Source organism: Providencia sp. (assembly GCF_052096715.1).
In the GTDB taxonomy this organism is placed as follows: domain Bacteria; phylum Pseudomonadota; class Gammaproteobacteria; order Enterobacterales; family Enterobacteriaceae; genus Providencia.
Genome location: NZ_JBQDNB010000004.1, coordinates 1 through 18,095, shown reverse-complemented (window position 1 = coordinate 18,095; position 18,095 = coordinate 1). Strand labels below are relative to the sequence as shown.

Here is an 18,095-nt window from a genome sequence, read left to right as displayed (position 1 = left end):
TATCCCATTACCTTACACTAGGCTTTGTAAAGTAAGGATTTAACTTGTGGATACCTCTCTTTTGTATGCGGTTATTGGTGTTCTAAGCGGTATTTTAATTGGCGGCTTGGCTGCTTGGTTTTCTATTGCACAAAAAATAACGCAAAAAGATCAGGAACTGCAAAATGCTAACCGTCAGATGGCGGTGAGTGATGAAAAAATAATTCATTTAGCGCAATGGAAAGAAGAGTATGACCGGCTAGATCAAGAGCTAAGAACACAGCGAGATATTAATCGTGAGCAAGAAGCTGAATTAAGAGAGGCGATTACGCGTTTTGAGCAAAATCAGTTAGCTAATGAAGAAAAACAGCGTATTTTACAAAATAGTGAACAGCGGCTGACAACGCAATTTGAAAATTTAGCTAATCGCATTTTCGAACAAAATGAACGACGTGCTTCAGAGCAACAGCACAAAAGTTTATTACAGATGTTATCTCCATTTCGTGAACAACTAGATGGTTTTCGTCAACAAGTTCAACAAAGTTTTGGTGAAGAAGCCAAAGAACGTCATACGTTAACTTATGAAATTAGGCAGCTTCAACAGCTTAATAACCTCATGACCAAAGAGGCAGTTAACTTAACTCGCGCACTAAAAGGTGACAATAAAATACAAGGTAATTGGGGAGAAACAATTTTAACCCGTATCTTGGAAGTTTCCGGCTTGCGTGAAGGCAGTGAATTTGAAACCCAAGTGAGTATCAATACAGGCTATAATAGCCGCTATCAACCCGATGTTATTATTCACTTGCCTGAAGGCAAAGATGTTGTTGTTGATGCAAAGATGTCGCTGGTGTCTTATGAACATTATTTTAATAATGAAGACCCTCATGAGCAGCAACAGGCGCTTAAAAATCATGTCGCCTCAATTCGTAACCACATGCGTTCATTGAGTCGAAAGGATTATCATCAACTGCCGGGTGTGCGTTCGCTGGATTATGTGCTCATGTTTATCCCCATCGAGCCCGCGTACTTACTTGCGTTAAAAGAGGCGCCCGAATTACTTGATGAAGGTATAAAACAGAATATCATGTTAGTTTGCCCTTCTACTTTGTTAGTGGCAGTGCGCACAATTAACAATATATGGCGTTATGAACGCCAAGGTCAAAATGCACAAGAAATAGCAGAAAAAGCAGCGAAAATGTACGATAAGCTGCGTTTGTTTGTAGATGACATGCAGGTTTTAGGCTCCAGTCTTGATAAAGCGAATATTACTTACCAGTCAGCGATGAAACGTCTTGCACAAGGGCGAGGAAATTTAATCAGTCAGGCGGAAAGTTTTAAAGCGTTAGGGGTAGAAATAAAACAACCTATCGAGCCACAATTAGTTGAGAAGTCAGATCAATCGAATTGTGCGCAATCATAGACTTCTGGTAGGGTTTTACCTTAAAGGCTGTTACACTTCTTATAAAAGATTGAATGATAAGCAGGCATAAAAGAAATGACTGAACCAACTAAAGAAACCATTGATTTCGGTTTCCGTACTGTAGGCAAAGATGATAAAGCTGGCCTCGTAGCGAATGTTTTTCACTCTGTAGCATCAAAATATGACTTGATGAATGATCTCATGTCTTTTGGTATTCATCGTATTTGGAAACGTTTTACCATCGAAGCAAGTGGTGTTCGCCGTAATCAACGTGTTCTTGATCTTGCTGGTGGAACGGGTGACTTGACTGCCAAATTCTCTCGATTAGTGGGTGAAAAAGGCGAAGTCGTTCTGGCTGATATCAACGATTCCATGTTAAAAATGGGTCGCGAAAAATTGCGTGACCTAGGTATTGTGGGTAATGTTAATTATGTTCAAGCTAATGCTGAAGAACTCCCATTCCCAGACAACTATTTTGATTGCATCACAATTTCTTTTGGTCTGCGTAATGTGACTGACAAAGATAAAGCGCTACGTTCAATGTATCGAGTATTGAAACCAGGCGGACGTTTATTAGTGCTTGAGTTTTCCAAACCGATTCTCGAGCCTTTGAATAAAGCTTATGATGCTTATTCATTCCATATTTTACCTCGTATTGGTCAGGCGATTGTCAGTGATGCCGAAAGTTATCGTTATCTTGCTGAATCTATTCGTATGCATCCCGACCAAGAAACACTGAAAGCCATGATGGAAAATGCAGGGCTGGAGCAAGTTTCTTATAACAATATGACGGGTGGAATTGTCGCACTCCATAAAGGGTTTAAATTCTAAGATGGAAGCACCATCAGCAAACACCAAAAATCAAAATACAGTTTTGTATTCTTTGATGACAGCATTGATGGAAACCTCGCTTAATCATATGCTATTTAAGGAAACCGTCTTGAGACCCGCCAGAATGCGTTTGGCGGGTAAAGTCATGTCGATTGAGTTAAAAGAACTCAATAAAACAATCACATTAATTTTTGCAGAAAATCATGTGGATGTTTTAAGCCAATGGGCTGAACCTGCCGACTGTACGATCAAAACATCATTGTTTACCTTAATTAAATTAAAAGATAAGCAGCAACTTTCTCTGTTAATTAACCGTGGTGATATCGTTATTGAAGGGGATATGCAGATTGTTCAGCATTGGTCCTCTTTATTAGATTTAGCTATTTGGAATCCAGCTCATTATTTATCTCCTTATATCGGTGATGTAGCGGCTGAAGGGCTCAGTAAGGTATTACATAAAGGTGCCAGTCTGGCTTCTCATTTAGTTAAACGTCAAAAAATTTATATTAAAGATACGCTTATTGAAGAATGGAAAATGGCACCTAGCCAATTAGAGCTCGCTTATTTTAGTGATGAAGTGGAGCAAATTTCAGGTTCTATGAGTGAATTAGAGCAAAGATTGCGTCAATTGGAGGAGAGTAATGACACCCGGTGAGATAAAACGTCTTTACCTTATTATTCGGGTTTTCCTCTCTTACGGATTAGATGAGTTAATCCCTAAAATAAAGCTTACACTGCCTTTAAGAATTGGTCGTTTAGGCTTTTTTTGGATTAAAAATAAGCATAAAGACAAAGATATTGGCGAAAGACTTCGTCTCGCATTGCAAGAGCTTGGTCCTGTTTGGATTAAATTCGGTCAAATGCTCTCAACTCGCCGTGACTTGTTCCCGCCTACGATTGCGGACCAACTATCATTACTACAAGATAAGGTCGCAAGCTTTGATGGAAAGCTCGCTCGTGGCTACATAGAAAAATCGCTAGGCGGTCCTTTAGAACAGTGGTTTGATGATTTTGATGAGCAAGCACTCGCGTCTGCTTCTATTGCGCAAGTGCATACGGCGGTTTTGAAAGAAAATGGTAAAAACGTCGTACTAAAAGTTATTCGTCCAGATATTTTGCCTATCATCAAAGCCGATATTAAGCTGATGTACCGCATTGCGAATTGGGTGCCTTTACTGCCTGATGGGCGTCGTTTACGTCCTAAAGAGGTCGTCCGCGAATACGAAAAAACATTGATCGATGAACTTAATCTTTTACGTGAGTCAGCCAATGCTATTCAGCTCAAACGTAACTTTGAAAATAGCTCAATGTTATATATTCCTGAGGTTTATGCGGATTATTGCCGTGAAAATGTCATGGTGATGGAGCGGATCTACGGTATTCCTGTTTCTGATGTGGCAGCGCTTAACGCTCAGGGTACCAACATGAAACTTTTGGCTGAGAGAGGCGTAAAAGTTTTCTTCACTCAAGTGTTTCGTGATAGCTTCTTTCACGCAGACATGCATCCCGGTAATATTTTTGTTAGTTACGAACACCCTGAAGATCCTCTCTATATCGGTATTGACTGCGGTATTATGGGCTCGCTTAATAAAGAAGATAAGCGTTATTTAGCCGGAAACTTTATTGCTTTCTTTAACCGTGATTATCGTAAAGTTGCTGAATTACACGTTGATTCAGGTTGGGTTCCGCCAGATACAAATGTTGAAGATTTTGAATTTGCTATTCGCACTGTCTGTGAGCCTATTTTCGAAAAGCCATTAGCTGAAATTTCATTTGGGCACGTTTTGTTGAATTTATTTAATACGGCGCGCCGCTTTAATATGGAAGTTCAACCTCAGTTGGTTCTCTTGCAGAAAACCTTGCTTTATGTTGAAGGTCTAGGCCGCCAGTTATACCCACAGCTTGATTTATGGAAAACCGCTAAGCCCTTTTTAGAAGATTGGGTTCATAGTCAAGTCGGTCTACCTGCAATCACTCGGGCCTTAAAAGAAAAAGCGCCTTATTGGGCCGAAAAAATGCCGGAAATTCCCGATCTTATTTATGGGGCGTTAAAACAGCATAAATTTTTACAGTCCAATATTGACCAGTTAGCACTACAGTTAAAGGGGCAGCGTAGTAAGCAACGTAAATCCCAATATCTTTTAGGAATAGGTGCCACATTCATTCTTTGCGGTAGTTTATTCTTTATTTCAGACTTAACTCGAATTGCTATAGTGTTTATGGCTGCCGGAGCGTTATCGTGGCTAATAGGTTGGTGTAAGTCAGGGGATAACTAAGTAAACTTTGTTTTGTGACAAGTTTATAAAGCTGTAAAGATTTCCGTATTTAGAACAGGTTGTATATAATAGAACTAATAACAATTTGGTCTCAAAACTATAGAGGTATTAACAATGGAATCAACTATTGCAATGGCTGCATTCGGTAGTCCTTGGCAGCTTATTATTATTGCTCTGCTTATTGTTCTAATTTTCGGTACTAAAAAATTGCGTTCACTAGGTTCTGATTTAGGTGAGTCACTCAAAGGATTTAAAAAAGCGATGAGTGATGATGAAGCTGCTAAAGCAAAAGAAGAGCAAGAAAAGCAAGACGCTGATTTTGCAACTAAAAATATTACTGAGCAACAGACTACTGAGAAAAAAGATAGTCCGGTTGAGAGCAAAAATAAAGAGCAGGGATAATCCGTGTTTGACATAGGCTTCACTGAACTACTGCTCGTTGCAGTTATTGGTCTTGTTGTATTAGGCCCTGAGCGTTTACCTGTGGCAGTAAGAACTGTCGCTGGGTGGATCCGTGCAATGCGTTCAATGGCTGCCAACGTACAAAACGAGCTATCGCAAGAGTTAAAATTACAAGAGTTACAAGAAACTCTGAAAAAAGTTGAGGAGAAAGCGGGTATGGAAGCTCTTTCTCCTGAGCTAAAACAATCGATGGATGAATTACGTCAGGCTGCTCAATCGTTAAAAAGTGGTTATCAAGCAACAACGAATAATATCGAAGATGAATTGCATAAAGCAAAAGAGATAACCGAAAGCTACGATACAGCGGTGAAGGATGCTTCAGCTACTGGCCATTCATCGCAAGTATTAGAGTCTGATCCCGATCCAGAACACGCCGCTAAAATGGCTTCTGTCGTTGAAGAGCCAACAGCCGACCCTTCTAAAGTTGGTGAGTTGAGAGATCTTACGACGCATGAAAATACCCTGCAGCGCGATGCTAAAGTAACAAACTCCAATCAAACTGAAAGTGAAAAATAACCCATGGCTGTAAATGATACACAACCACTTATTAGCCACCTGATTGAACTTAGGAAACGGCTACTAAATTGTTTGATTACGGTTTTAATCGTATTTGCAGCATTGGCTTATTTTTCAAATGATATTTATCGGCTTGTTGCAGCCCCTTTGATTGATAAGTTACCCGTCGGTTCTCAAATGAGTGCGACAGATGTAGCATCTACGTTTTTTACCCCAATCAAGCTAACAATGATGGTATCAGTGTTCGTTTCGATACCGGTTATTCTTTATCAAATTTGGGCATTTATTGCGCCTGCGTTATATAAACATGAGCGTAGATTAATGTCACCGCTACTTATTTCAAGTAGTTTACTTTTTTATCTTGGAATGGCATTCGCTTATTTTGTTGTGTTTCCACTCGCATTTGGTTTTTTTGTTAAAACGACGCCAGAGAGTGTTAACTTCATTCCTGATATTAGTAAATATCTCAGTTTTGTCATGACGCTATTTATGGCATTTGGTGCGGCTTTTGAGGTACCGATTGCGATTATCTTGTTATGTTGGACAGGTGTTACAACGCCCGCATCACTTAAACGCAAACGCCCATATATACTCGTTGGCGCATTTATAGTGGGAATGTTCTTGACGCCACCAGATGTGCTTTCACAGACACTACTTGCGGTTCCTATGTATCTACTCTTTGAACTCGGTGTTTTGCTATCGAATTTTTACGTTGGTAAAAATAGAAGAAAACGCGGGGATGATGAAGAGGAAGAAGAAGGATCTGAGAGTTCTTAAAATAGCACTCTCATCAGCGATACCTGCAAGAAGCTCATTTGATTAAATGGGCTTTTTGCTTATTAGGTATAAGTTTATTTGCCGCTAAAGTTCTTTCTTAAATTGCGTATTATCCATAATTTTGGCAACGCTCTTATTTAATATGTTGAGCAACAAAATAGAGCGAGACTCACCATTAGGTTCATCAAATATCGCTTTAACACCAGTAAAAGCACCTTCAGTGATAACCACACTATCCCCATGATTTGGAATATCGAGTGCAATTGAATGTGCTATCGGCTCTTGTTGTAATAATTCAATAATTTCCTCGGGAACTTCAGTAGGTAGTAGACCAAATCGAACAAAGTGGCTCACTCCACGTGTGGATTGAATCGTTGTAGTATGTATTTCATTATGATCGAACTTAACGAATAGGTAGTTTGGAAAAAGTGCCTCGATTACGTTTGTTCGCTTACCTCTAACCATTTTTTCCATTTCAGTCATCGGTGTCATACAGATGACATTCTGCCTATTCAAATTATCGATAGCTCTATCGATTTGACCGCGTTTGCAATAAAGCAGATACCATTTTTCCATTTTTTGAATTCCATCCAACAAAATTATGCTTATGATAGCAAATTAACGCATAACAATGTGACTAATGAACACTAGCGCAATATGATTACATACCTATAAGTATAGACTAATTCAAAGTTTACCTAAGTTGGGTTAAATAATATAGACACTTGTTATCTAGGAGAAATAATGGATATTTTTTTATTGAGTAATGGCAAACTTCCTGGCAACCCAGTATGGTTAAGCTATGCATTACCACGTATCAAAGAGATGATAGCACGCAAGGAAATTAAGAGCGCAGTATTAGTTCCTTATGCTGTTTTACGTGGTTCCCATGACGAAAGAGCAGACCAATTGACTGAAGCGCTTGGCATTAAAGTGACTTCGATTGAAAACTTCTCAAGTCCTGTTGAAGCTATTGAGCAAGCAGAATGTATTCTGGTGAGCGGTGGTAATACTTGGTGGTTAAATAAATGCTTGCATGAGAATGGTTTGATTGTTGCTATCCAACGCGCTGTAAGAGAGCGTGGTGTTCCTTATATTGGATGGAGTGCCGGTTGTAACGTTGCGACACCAAGCATTCGTACAACGAATGACATGCCTGTTAGCAATGCCGCTATTATGCCATCTCTGGGACTATTTCCATTGCAAATTAACCCTCATTATATTGATGCTAATATTTCAGGGCATATGGGTGAAACTCGTGATGAAAGGTTACAAGAATTTTGTGTGATTAATCCTCATGAAGTTGTTGTCGCGCTAAGGGAAGGCAGTGGATTACAAATTAAAGGTAATGAACTTCATTACTTTAGTGGTAAAGGAGAAGGTTTTAAATTATTCCAACACAATAAGACGTTCCCTGAGCAATTAGATACGTTATCATTAAAAAAATTAGTGCCTTTTGATTGCCAGTAAAATGGTATATTTCGCCAGAAAAGAGATTGTTTTTTTAACACGTTAGATAGTAACTTGTAACCTTGGTCGGGGGTCTTATAATGAGACTCCCCCTGTAATTGTAAAAGAAGATAATGAAATACCGTGACCTTAGAGATTTTATCGCGCAGCTTGAAAAGCAAGGCGAACTAAAACGTATTACGATGGAAGTTGATCCTTATCTTGAAATGACTGAGATCGCAGATCGCACACTAAGAGCGGGGGGACCGGCCTTATTATTCGAAAACCCTAAAGGTTACAATATGCCTGTATTGTGTAACCTATTTGGCACTACAAAACGTGTGGCTATGGGCATGGGGCAAGAAGATATCAAAGCGCTCCATGATGTTGGAAAATTACTCGCTTTTCTAAAAGAACCTGATCCTCCGAAAGGTTTCCGTGATCTGATTGATAAACTACCTAAATTCAAACAAGTGCTGAATATGCCAGCGAAACGCTTAAGTTCAGCACCTTGTCAGGAACAAATTTGGGTAGGCGACGATGTTGACCTTACTAAAATACCAGTGATGCACTGCTGGCCAGAAGATGCGGCTCCTCTTATCACTTGGGGATTAACCGTGACCAAAGGGCCCCATAAAGAAAGGCAAAATTTAGGTATTTATCGGCAACAAGTGCTGGGTAAAAATAAATTAATCATGCGTTGGCTTTCTCATCGTGGCGGCGCTTTAGATTTCCAAGAGTGGTGCCAACAACATCCAGGTGAAAAATTCCCTGTGGCTGTCGCACTAGGTGCTGATCCTGCAACGATTTTAGCGGCAGTGACGCCAGTTCCTGATACCTTGTCTGAATATGCATTTGCAGGTTTGTTGCGTGGCAATAAAACGGAAGTGGTAAAATGTATTTCTAATGATCTTGAAGTTCCAGCAGGTGCTGAAATTATACTCGAAGGTTATATAGAACAGGGGGAGATGGCGCCAGAAGGACCTTATGGTGACCATACGGGATACTATAATGAAATTGATAATTTCCCTGTCTTCACCGTAACGCATGTAACTCAACGCCGTGATGCAATTTACCATTCAACCTATACCGGTAGGCCACCAGATGAACCGGCAGTGCTAGGTGAAGCATTAAATGAAGTGTTAGTGCCTATTTTACAAAAGCAATTTCCTGAAATTGTTGATTTTTATTTACCACCAGAAGGATGTTCATACCGTCTTGCTGTGGTCACAATGAAAAAACAGTATGCAGGACACGCAAAACGGGTAATGATGGGGGTTTGGTCTTATCTGCGTCAGTTTATGTACACTAAATTTGTTATCGTCTGTGATGATGATATCAATGCGCGCGACTGGAAAGATGTTATCTGGGCGATAACCACCAGAATGGATCCCGCTCGTGATACGATTATGATGGAAAATACGCCTATCGATTATCTTGATTTTGCGTCACCCGTTTCAGGATTAGGATCGAAAATGGGACTGGATGCGACAAATAAATGGCCAGGAGAAACTGACCGTGAGTGGGGTCGTCCGATAGTCATGACAGAAAGTGTGAAGTCTCGTATTGATGACATTTGGCAACAATTGAACATTTTTGAGAAATAAGAGGAAACCATGGCAACTTTGAGCTGCAAAGTCACATCTGTCGAATCGATCACGGATACAGTTTATCGGGTTATTTTGTTGCCAGATGGTCCTTTTCATTTTAAAGCAGGCCAATATTTAATGGTCGTGATGGATGAAAGAGATAAACGGCCTTTTTCAATGGCTTCCACTCCAGCAAATAAAGAATCAATCGAGTTACATATAGGTGCTTCAGATATAAATCTTTATGCCATGGCGGTAATGGATCGAATTTTAGATCAAAAACGTATTGATATTGATATTCCTCACGGAAAGGCATGGTTTAGAGAAAATAGCCAAAATGCGATGATTTTAGTTGCTGGTGGAACAGGATTTTCCTATACCCATTCAGTTCTACTCGCCGCGTTGGCAGAAAATCCATCACGTGACATTACATTTTATTGGGGTGGTCGCCAGTTAGAGCATTTATATGATCTCGGTGAGTTACAAGCACTTTGCGAAGGCTACCCTAATCTAAAAATTGTTCCTATCGTAGAACAGCCTGATGAGCTATGGCGCGGTAGAACAGGAACGGTTCTTAGTGCAGTACTCGAAGATTTTGGTGATTTATCCACCCATGATATTTATATCGCAGGGCGTTTTGAAATGGCTAAAATAGCAAGGGATCGTTTCTGTAGTGAGCGAGGGGCTAAGGCGGAGCAGTTGTTTGGTGATGCTTACGAATTCATTTAATCCGTCATATTTCAAGTTGTAGGGCTGTTGACTGCATTCAGCCCCTTGGGTCACATATTTGTGTATGTTCCCCCAAGATGTCTTCATTTGCCGCCTACCTACAACTCGAACTATTAGGATTAAATTCTCTGTTAAGATTTCAAGTTGTAGGCTTATACAATTGTCATTTTTATTTGATGCTTATTCGAATAATAAATAGAAAAAATCCCGCCCCTGACTAGGCGGGAATATCGAGAAAATACGACAATGTTGTGGCGAAAACGTTTTAGACTCGTTCAATAATCGTTGCTATTCCTTGCCCGAATCCGATACACATAGTGGCTAAGCCAAACTGCTTATCTTTTTGTTCCAACTGATTTAATAATGCAGTAGTGATCCTTGAACCAGAGCATCCAAGAGGATGACCTAATGCGATCGCCCCCCCACTCAAATTCACTTTTTCATCTATTTGACTTTCAGGTAGTTTCAATCCTTTCATGCAAGCGATAGATTGTGCAGCGAAAGCTTCATTGAGCTCAATAATATCGATATCATTTAATGAAAGTCCTGCACGTTTTAAGGCTAACTCAGTAGCAGGAACTGGCCCAAATCCCATTATAGAAGGGTCACAACCTACAACGGACATAGCTCTAATTCGAGCTCTTGGCTTAATACCATGCTCTTTTGCATAAGTCTCACTGGTCAACAACATTGCCGATGCGCCATCAGAAAGTGCTGACGAGTTACCCGCGGTAACTGTTCCGCTCACAGGATCAAAGGCAGGTCGTAATGCAGATAAACCTTGAAGACTTGCATCAAAACGAATGACTTCATCATAATTCATTGAAATCAAATTACCGTTAGCATCATGGCCTTCTATAGGGACAATCTCATGACTAAATTTTCCACTCTTTGTTGCAAGGGCTGCCAGTTGATGAGAACGTAGCGCAAAAGCATCTTGCTCTTCTCGGCTAATATTATACATTTTAGCCAACATCTCAGCAGTGAGTCCCATTGCCCCCGCCGCTTTAGCGACGCGTAAAGTTAATTTTGGATTAAAATCAATACCATGAGTCATTGGAACATGGCCCATGTGCTCAACTCCACCAATTAATACCGAGTGAGCATCACCTGTCATGATTAATCGACTAGCATCATGAATAGCCTGCATCGATGAGCCACATAAACGATTAACAGTAGTTGCAGGTACCGTATGAGGTATATCGGTTAACAGCGCCGCATTTTTGGCAATATTAAAGCCTTGTTCTAAAGTTTGTTGAACACAACCCCAAATAATGTCATTTAACTCTTTTTTATTTGCATTTGGGTTTCGCTCAAAAATGGCATTCATCAGGTGCGCAGAGAGGTTTTCCGCTCTAACATGGCGAAATACACCACCTTTAGAACGTCCCATTGGTGTGCGTATTCCATCAATAATGACGACATTTTCCATAAGATTAACCCCTCACAACTTTTTTAACATCGACAGCCACAACAGGCGGCTTCGGGTAATATCGGGCATTGGTAGCCGCTTTTTCTTTTAGTCCAGCAGGTGCGTGATAAAGAGGACTTAAATCGGTAAAAGTTTCTGCGGTTTTAAGATAAGATTGGCTTCCAAGTGTATCTAAGTAGCAAAATACACCCCCACGGAATGGTGGAAATCCAAGGCCGTAAACAAGCGCAATATCTGCATCGGCTGGACTTTGAATGATCCCCTCTTCTAAGCAACGTACAACTTCATTGATCATTGGGATCATCATTCGTGCAATAATTTCTTCTTTTGTGAACGACCGTTTTGCTTGGCTGATCGAGGCTAGTAATTCATCGGTTAGCGGATCATTTATTTTTTTAGGTTTACCTTTGTTATCTTTTTCATATTGGTAGAAGCCCTTGCCATTTTTTTGGCCAAAACGTTGTTGCTCAAACATCACATCAATTGCATTTTTACCAGTTTTACTCATGCGCTCAGGAAAACCTTGAGCCATAACTTGCTCTGCATGGAATGCGGTATCAATACCAACAACATCAAGTAAATAAGCCGGGCCCATTGGCCAGCCAAATTCTTTTTCCATGATTTTATCGATTTCTCTAAAATCAGCACCATCCTGTAACAGCAAATTAAAACCTGCAAAATAAGGGAAAAGTACTCTATTTACGAAGAAGCCTGGGCAGTCATTGACTACAATTGGAGTTTTACCCATTTGATTGGCATATGAAACAACTTTGGCAATTGTTTCATCAGATGTTTTCTCACCACGAATGATTTCAACCAGTGGCATACGGTGTACCGGGTTAAAAAAGTGCATTCCACAAAAATTTTCAGGACGTTTTAGTGCTTTAGCGAGTTCTGAAATGGGAATTGTCGATGTATTTGAAGCTAAAAGCGTTTCAGCGGTGACTAAAGATTCAGCTTCTGCTAAAACCGCGGCTTTAATTTTGGGATTCTCAACCACAGCTTCGACAATAATTTGTGAATTTTCAATACCTGCATAGGATAATGATGGGCGAATTGATGACAGCGTTGTCGCCATTTTAGCGGCGGTGATCCTTCCCCTCTCAAATTGACCATTCAATAATTTTTGAGCCTCTTCAATACCAAGATCTAATGATTTTTCATTAATATCTTTCATTAGGACAGGCACACCTTTACTGGCGGACTGATAAGCGATACCGCCCCCCATGATCCCCGCGCCTAAAACAGTTACTTGAGTTGGTACGTTGACATGATGAGCGAGCTTTTTACTTGTTGATTTGACTTGTTGGTCATTGAGAAAAACACTCACTAACGCACGTGCTACGTCGCTATGAGCTAGGGGAACGAATGCAGCTGTTTCGTGTTTCAATGCTTCATCACGGGTGCAATTTGCGGCTTTTTCTATTGTATTGACCGCTGCCATCGGTGCGGGATAATGTTTCCCAGCAACTTGGTAAACCATACCTTTGGCAACATTAAAACTCATAGTTTGTTCAATAGGACTGAGTTGTAATGGCGCTAATTTAGGCTGTCTTTTTTTCTGCCAATTAATGGCACCTGAAATGGCCGATTCGATCACTTCCAATGCTGATTGCGGTAATTTTTCTACATCAACAATTGCATCTATTAGTCCAAATTTGAGCGCTTGTGCTCCATTAATGTCTTTTCCGGCGGTAATGATTTCAAGCGCACTATCAAGGCCAATTAATCTCGGTAGGCGAACAGAACCACCAAAACCGGGCATTATACCGAGTTTAGTTTCCGGTAAACCAATACGGATATCAGGGGATGCAATTCTAAAATCAGTTGATAACACACACTCACAACCACCACCGAGGGCATAACCATTAATTGCACAAATAGTGGGAACGGGAAGATCTTCAATTCGATTAAAAATACGATTGGCATAGCTCAGCCATTCGCTGAGAGTTTCTTTTGAGGCTTCAAAAAGAGATAAGAATTCTTTGATATCTGCGCCAACAATAAACGCAGATTTGTCCGATCTAAAAATAACGCCTTGTAGATCAGAAAGTTGTTCAAGAACAGTAACGGCTTCATCAAGTGAAGCAACGGTATGAGTATCCAATTTATTAATTGGTCCTGGTGAGTTAAAAACCAGTTCTGCAATACCTGTTTTCAACCATTGAATATAGATTGTTTCACTTTGATAAAGCATGCTGCTCTCCTTTAGTATGACTGGAACATCTGGTATGACCAGATGAATCGAGTGTGACTAAAATGTTAATTAAATGCAAATGTTTAATAACAAAACTGGAATGGAGTTCACAGCAATTAAGATGAATAATGATTTAAATAAATGATATTATAATTGTATATCAATGAATTAGCTTGTATCTAAAACTGTGAGCATACCCGTTAATATCAGAACGTGCTAAGCTTGAATCTTCTAATTAATGCACAAAGGTTGAATGAAATGGAAAAACTGAATGTACTCTATGCTGAACATATTAAAACGCTACAACAAAGAACTCAGCAAGTTTTACAGCGCAGCCAATTAGACGCCATATTGATTCATTCAGGAGAACCATTACGTGTCTTTCTTGATGACTGCGATTATCCTTTTAAAGTTAATCCACATTTTAAAGCTTGGGTTCCAGTTACGGATGTTCCGCATTCATGGTTATTAGTGGATGGCGTTAATAAGCCTAAGTTATGGTTTTATTCACCAGTTGACTACTGGCACAGTGTTGAACCTCTGCCAAATAGCTTTTGGACAAAAGATGTCGAGCTAATTCATCTAAAAAGCGCCGATGATATTGGGCAATTCCTCGCCAGCCTACCAAAAGAGCATATCGGCTATATTGGTTCAGCGACGGAAAAAGCTGAAGCTCTCGGTATTTCTGCACAAAATATCAATCCAAAATCTGTTCTTGATTATTACCATTACCATCGTTCATATAAGACGGATTATGAATTATATTGTATGCGTGAAGCACAAAAAATGGCGGTAAATGGGCATTTATCGGCGTTTGATGCATTTCAAGCTGAAATGAGTGAATTCGATATTAATATTAGTTACTTACAAGCCACTGGTCATCGAGATACTAATGTTCCTTATGGTAATATTGTGGCATTAAATGAAAATGCGGCAGTTCTACATTACACCAAGTTACAACAAAAAGTACCAAGTGAATTACGTAGCTTTTTAATTGATGCAGGTGCTGAATATAATGGCTATGCCGCTGATATAACACGTACTTACGCGGCAAAAAGTAAAAGTGAATTTGCTGAGTTAATTGCTGATTTAAATATAGAACAGCTCTCACTCATTGATACGATTAAAGCGGGAGTTCGTTATACTGACTACCATGTTGATATGCATCATCGGATCGCTAAAATTCTGATTAAACATCATATTATTAAAGGCATTAGCGGTGAATCAATGGTAGAAAACGGCCTGACAACGCCATTTCTACCTCATGGTTTAGGTCATCCATTAGGGCTACAAGTCCATGATGCCGCAGGTTTTATGCAAGATGAAAATGGCACACATCTAGCTGCACCTAAAATGTATCCATTCTTACGTTGCACTAGGGTGTTAGAGCCAAAAATGGTTTTAACAATTGAACCTGGATTGTATTTTATTGAATCTTTGCTGTCTTCATGGCGTGTGGGTGAATTTAGCCAGCATTTTAATTGGGAGAAAATCGAGTTCTTCAAACCTTATGGTGGTATCCGTATTGAGGATAATATTGTGATTCATCATAATCGTATTGAAAATATGACTCGAGATTTGCATTTACCTTAATGAAACCTTATTTGATACCGGCAGAAACGATTTCAGTTACAGAAGAAATTAAGAAAAGCCGATTTATTACATATTTAGCTCATACAGAAGGTATTGATGCTGCAAAGGATTATATTCAATCCATTAAAGCTCAATACCCTGATGCCCGGCACCATTGCTGGGCTTTTGTTGCAGGACGCCCTGATGACTCCCAACAGTTGGGATTTTCTGATGATGGGGAACCAACAGGAACCGCAGGTAAACCCATCATGGCTCAATTACTGGGAAGCCATTTAGGTGAAATCACCTGTGTTGTTGTGCGTTATTTTGGTGGTATAAAGCTTGGAACGGGTGGCTTGGTTAGAGCGTATGGAAGTGGTGTACAGCAAGCACTTAAAATCTTACCGACTCAAACAAAAGTGCCACAGAAAATTTTTGATCTAGTGTGCGACTATTCGCTAATTAGTGCGGTAGAGCAGTTGCTGGTACAGATGAATGGCATGATATTACACAGTGATTATAATGAGTCTGTATCTTTGCAAATTACAATTCCTGCTACCCTTGAACAGGAAGTAAATGATAGATTACGCGATATAAGCCGCGGAGCCTTACAACTCACGCCTGAATTGAAATAGCCACTGGTTAGCAAGGAACCTGCCGAATGCATTTTCGTGCAATAACCCGTATTGTCGGGCTGCTCGTCATTATTTTCTCTTTTACTATGGTTGTGCCTGGTATTGTCGCGCTTATTTATCGCGACGGCGCTGGGCGAGCTTTCAGTCAAACTTTTATAACCGCTTTATTAATCGGACTTTTTTTATGGCTTCCAACTCGTAATAGTAAGCATGAATTAAAGGCAAAAGAAGGTTTTCTAATTGTGGTCTTATTTTGGACCGTGTTGGGAAGCGTGGGAGCTTTACCTTTTATCTTTTCTGAAAAGCCTAATCTTTCAATTACGGATGCTTTTTTTGAATCATTCTCAGGGCTAACGACGACAGGGGCGACAACGCTAACAGGGTTAGACTCCTTACCAAAAGCTATTTTATTTTATCGACAAATGCTGCAATGGCTTGGTGGGATGGGGATTATTGTACTCGCAGTCGCTATTTTACCTTTATTAGGCGTCGGTGGAATGCAGCTTTATCGAGCAGAAATGCCGGGGCCTCTTAAAGATAATAAAATGCGTCCGCGTATTGCTGAAACTGCAAAAACCTTATGGCTTATCTATGTGCTTCTGACTATTGCTTGCGCTATCGCTTTGTGGGTAGCGGGTATGGATGTTTTTGATGCGATATCCCATAGTTTCTCAACGATTGCAATTGGTGGTTTCTCTACTCATGACGCCAGCATCGGCTATTTTAACAGTCCCGCCATAAATACCATTATTGGGATCTTTCTTCTAATTTCTGGCTGTAATTTCGGTTTGCACTTTGCGGTATTAACCGGAAGAAGCTTAGGTATTTATTGGCGCGATCCTGAATTTAGAGTGTTTATTAGTTTTCAATTAGTTTTAGTCATTGTGTGTACGCTAGTTCTCCTTTATCACTCTATTTATGATAGTTTCGGACAAACGTTAGATCAGGCTTTTTTCCAAGTTGTATCGATGGCAACAACGGCTGGATTTACAACGGATAGTTTTTCAGGTTGGCCTATTTTCTTGCCAATGCTTTTACTATGTGCCGCTTTTGTAGGGGGATGTGCGGGGTCAACCGGCGGTGGTTTGAAGGTTATCCGTATTTTATTACTTTCTTTACAAGGCTCTCGTGAATTAAAAAGGCTAGTACACCCAAATGCGGTTTATACCATTAAGTTAGGGCAAAGGGCCTTACCAGAACGAATCATTGAAGCTGTTTGGGGGTTTTTCTCAGCTTATGCCTTAGTGTTTGTGGTGAGTTTGCTGCTATTAATTGCGACTGGGGTTGATGAATTCACAGCTTTCTCTGCCATTGCAACGACATTAAATAACTTAGGTCCGGGGTTAGGCTCGGTAGCGGATAACTTCACCTCAATGAATCCAGTGGGTAAATGGATATTAGTTGTTACCATGTTATTTGGTCGTCTTGAAGTCTTCACATTGTTGGTTTTATTTACCCCAACATTTTGGCGTGAATAAGTATCATCAATATTTGAATGATTTTATATAGTAAAAGCATTGTTAGAATTGAAGCGATAATTAGATATACATAAGAACGATAAACGACAGAGGAGCAATGATGAGCTATTTACTTTTACACTCCAGTACGGATGGACAAACAAAAAAAATTATTTTAAAGATGGCAGAACAGTTACGTACCCAGGGATGTGAATGTGATATCCGTGACTTGAATACAGAGCAAAATTTAAATATATCGGCTTATGATAAAGTTCTTATTGGTGCATCGATTCGTTACGGGCACTTTAATAAGAAGCTTTTACGATTTACAACTTTGCACCAAGCTCAGTTAAATGCAATGAAAACGGGTTTCTTCGCGGTAAACCTGACGGCGAGAAAAGAAGGTAAAGATACAGCAGAAACAAATTCATATACGCGTAAGTTTCTGGAACGGTGTCCTTGGCAACCGACAATTAAATCTGTTTTTGCAGGTGCGCTCTTTTATCCTCGCTACAAATGGCTCGATAGAACAATGATCCGCTTTATAATGAAGATGACTGACGGGCCAACTGATCCCAATACAGAAATTGAATACACTAATTGGGATAATGTCACGGCTTTCGCAACAAATTTCGATAATCTATAGCGTGCTTTATCAACAAAATGTAGGTGTTTTGCTCGATTGGTTTAAAATATCAGCGGTTGAAAATAAAAATCAAAAAAACACTTGCTAGAATTCTCTGACTCCCTATAATGCGCATCCACTGACCG

17 protein-coding genes are annotated in these 18,095 nt (G+C 39.9%); 14 read left to right on the top strand and 3 right to left on the bottom strand.

Going from position 1 to position 18,095, the window contains the following annotated elements; all coding sequences use genetic code 11:
- The first annotated feature begins 46 nt into the window (after positions 1–46).
- From rmuC to tatC, 7 genes are all read left to right on the top strand, one after another.
- Positions 47–1,402, top strand: coding sequence for a DNA recombination protein RmuC (gene rmuC, locus ACTH6U_RS04525; protein WP_434720786.1), 1,356 nt, complete (start codon positions 47–49; stop codon positions 1,400–1,402).
- Positions 1,403–1,477: 75 nt separating this feature from the next.
- Positions 1,478–2,233: a bifunctional demethylmenaquinone methyltransferase/2-methoxy-6-polyprenyl-1,4-benzoquinol methylase UbiE gene (gene ubiE / locus ACTH6U_RS04520; protein ID WP_294104532.1), complete on the top strand. Its 756-nt coding sequence runs from the start codon at positions 1,478–1,480 to the stop codon at positions 2,231–2,233.
- A gap of 1 nt (position 2,234) precedes the next feature.
- Entirely contained in the window at positions 2,235–2,888 is a 654-nt protein-coding gene (locus ACTH6U_RS04515) for a ubiquinone biosynthesis accessory factor UbiJ (protein ID WP_336429474.1), read from the top strand.
- Positions 2,875–4,509, top strand: coding sequence for a ubiquinone biosynthesis regulatory protein kinase UbiB (gene ubiB / locus ACTH6U_RS04510; protein WP_294104529.1), 1,635 nt, complete (start codon positions 2,875–2,877; stop codon positions 4,507–4,509). Before ACTH6U_RS04515 ends, ubiB begins: the two co-directional genes overlap by 14 nt.
- A 114-nt stretch (positions 4,510–4,623) precedes the next feature.
- The gene (gene tatA, locus ACTH6U_RS04505; RefSeq protein ID WP_294104527.1) at positions 4,624–4,911 is read left to right on the top strand and encodes a twin-arginine translocase TatA/TatE family subunit; all 288 of its coding nucleotides are present in this window, start codon (positions 4,624–4,626) and stop codon (positions 4,909–4,911) included.
- A 3-nt stretch (positions 4,912–4,914) separates the two neighbouring features.
- Entirely contained in the window at positions 4,915–5,487 is a 573-nt protein-coding gene (gene tatB, locus ACTH6U_RS04500; protein WP_294104525.1) for a Sec-independent protein translocase protein TatB, read from the top strand.
- A gap of 3 nt (positions 5,488–5,490) precedes the next feature.
- The gene (gene tatC / locus ACTH6U_RS04495) at positions 5,491–6,264 is read left to right on the top strand and encodes a Sec-independent protein translocase subunit TatC (protein ID WP_294104524.1); all 774 of its coding nucleotides are present in this window, start codon (positions 5,491–5,493) and stop codon (positions 6,262–6,264) included.
- A gap of 84 nt (positions 6,265–6,348) precedes the next feature.
- On the opposite strand, the gene rfaH is transcribed toward tatC, so the two are convergent.
- The gene (gene rfaH / locus ACTH6U_RS04490; protein WP_294104522.1) at positions 6,349–6,840 is read right to left on the bottom strand and encodes a transcription/translation regulatory transformer protein RfaH; all 492 of its coding nucleotides are present in this window, start codon (positions 6,838–6,840) and stop codon (positions 6,349–6,351) included.
- 168 nt (positions 6,841–7,008) lie between these two features.
- Here rfaH and pepE point away from each other — a divergent pair, with 168 nt between their 5' ends.
- The 3 genes from pepE to fre all read left to right on the top strand — a co-directional run bounded on the left by pepE (position 7,009) and on the right by fre (position 10,031).
- Positions 7,009–7,734 carry a dipeptidase PepE gene (pepE, locus tag ACTH6U_RS04485; protein WP_294104520.1) on the top strand — a complete coding sequence of 242 codons (726 nt, stop codon included), beginning with the start codon at positions 7,009–7,011 and terminating at the stop codon, positions 7,732–7,734.
- A 113-nt stretch (positions 7,735–7,847) separates the two neighbouring features.
- Positions 7,848–9,320, top strand: coding sequence for a 4-hydroxy-3-polyprenylbenzoate decarboxylase (gene ubiD / locus ACTH6U_RS04480; protein ID WP_294104518.1), 1,473 nt, complete (start codon positions 7,848–7,850; stop codon positions 9,318–9,320).
- Positions 9,321–9,329: 9 nt separating this feature from the next.
- On the top strand, positions 9,330–10,031 hold the full coding sequence (fre, locus tag ACTH6U_RS04475; protein ID WP_294104516.1) for an NAD(P)H-flavin reductase: 702 nt from the start codon (positions 9,330–9,332) through the stop codon (positions 10,029–10,031).
- A 265-nt stretch (positions 10,032–10,296) separates the two neighbouring features.
- On the opposite strand, the gene fadA is transcribed toward fre, so the two are convergent.
- Both fadA and fadB read right to left on the bottom strand, forming a co-directional pair.
- Positions 10,297–11,463: an acetyl-CoA C-acyltransferase FadA gene (gene fadA, locus ACTH6U_RS04470; protein ID WP_294104514.1), complete on the bottom strand. Its 1,167-nt coding sequence runs from the start codon at positions 11,461–11,463 to the stop codon at positions 10,297–10,299.
- Positions 11,464–11,467: 4 nt separating this feature from the next.
- On the bottom strand, positions 11,468–13,660 hold the full coding sequence (fadB, locus tag ACTH6U_RS04465; RefSeq protein WP_441831655.1) for a fatty acid oxidation complex subunit alpha FadB: 2,193 nt from the start codon (positions 13,658–13,660) through the stop codon (positions 11,468–11,470).
- Between the two features lie 258 nt (positions 13,661–13,918).
- On the opposite strand from fadB, the gene pepQ reads away from it, so the two are divergent.
- From pepQ to hemG, 4 genes are all read left to right on the top strand, one after another.
- Positions 13,919–15,253: a Xaa-Pro dipeptidase gene (gene pepQ / locus ACTH6U_RS04460; RefSeq protein ID WP_294104511.1), complete on the top strand. Its 1,335-nt coding sequence runs from the start codon at positions 13,919–13,921 to the stop codon at positions 15,251–15,253.
- Entirely contained in the window at positions 15,253–15,867 is a 615-nt protein-coding gene (locus ACTH6U_RS04455; protein ID WP_294104509.1) for an IMPACT family protein, read from the top strand. The genes pepQ and ACTH6U_RS04455 overlap by 1 nt, the downstream gene beginning before the upstream one ends.
- A gap of 26 nt (positions 15,868–15,893) precedes the next feature.
- Complete coding sequence (trkH, locus tag ACTH6U_RS04450; protein WP_294104507.1) at positions 15,894–17,345, top strand: Trk system potassium transporter TrkH; 1,452 nt, start codon at positions 15,894–15,896, stop codon at positions 17,343–17,345.
- Positions 17,346–17,445: 100 nt separating this feature from the next.
- Positions 17,446–17,970: a menaquinone-dependent protoporphyrinogen IX dehydrogenase gene (hemG, locus tag ACTH6U_RS04445; RefSeq protein ID WP_294104505.1), complete on the top strand. Its 525-nt coding sequence runs from the start codon at positions 17,446–17,448 to the stop codon at positions 17,968–17,970.
- The last annotated feature ends 125 nt before the right edge of the window (positions 17,971–18,095 follow it).

Excerpts from the sequence above, each read along its gene's own strand:
- hemG (WP_294104505.1), top strand. The coding sequence starts at position 17,446 with ATGAGCTATTTACTTTTACACTCCAGTACGGATGGACAAACAAAAAAA.
- ubiB (WP_294104529.1), top strand. The coding sequence starts at position 2,875 with ATGACACCCGGTGAGATAAAACGTCTTTACCTTATTATTCGGGTTTTC.
- ubiE (WP_294104532.1), top strand. The coding sequence starts at position 1,478 with ATGACTGAACCAACTAAAGAAACCATTGATTTCGGTTTCCGTACTGTA.
- fre (WP_294104516.1), top strand. The coding sequence starts at position 9,330 with ATGGCAACTTTGAGCTGCAAAGTCACATCTGTCGAATCGATCACGGAT.
- ACTH6U_RS04455 (WP_294104509.1), top strand. The coding sequence starts at position 15,253 with ATGAAACCTTATTTGATACCGGCAGAAACGATTTCAGTTACAGAAGAA.
- tatC (WP_294104524.1), top strand. The coding sequence starts at position 5,491 with ATGGCTGTAAATGATACACAACCACTTATTAGCCACCTGATTGAACTT.
- tatA (WP_294104527.1), top strand. The coding sequence starts at position 4,624 with ATGGAATCAACTATTGCAATGGCTGCATTCGGTAGTCCTTGGCAGCTT.
- pepE (WP_294104520.1), top strand. The coding sequence starts at position 7,009 with ATGGATATTTTTTTATTGAGTAATGGCAAACTTCCTGGCAACCCAGTA.
- ubiD (WP_294104518.1), top strand. The coding sequence starts at position 7,848 with ATGAAATACCGTGACCTTAGAGATTTTATCGCGCAGCTTGAAAAGCAA.
- fadB (WP_441831655.1), bottom strand. The coding sequence starts at position 13,660 with ATGCTTTATCAAAGTGAAACAATCTATATTCAATGGTTGAAAACAGGT.
- pepQ (WP_294104511.1), top strand. The coding sequence starts at position 13,919 with ATGGAAAAACTGAATGTACTCTATGCTGAACATATTAAAACGCTACAA.
- rfaH (WP_294104522.1), bottom strand. The coding sequence starts at position 6,840 with ATGGAAAAATGGTATCTGCTTTATTGCAAACGCGGTCAAATCGATAGA.
- ACTH6U_RS04515 (WP_336429474.1), top strand. The coding sequence starts at position 2,235 with ATGGAAGCACCATCAGCAAACACCAAAAATCAAAATACAGTTTTGTAT.
- fadA (WP_294104514.1), bottom strand. The coding sequence starts at position 11,463 with ATGGAAAATGTCGTCATTATTGATGGAATACGCACACCAATGGGACGT.
- trkH (WP_294104507.1), top strand. The coding sequence starts at position 15,894 with ATGCATTTTCGTGCAATAACCCGTATTGTCGGGCTGCTCGTCATTATT.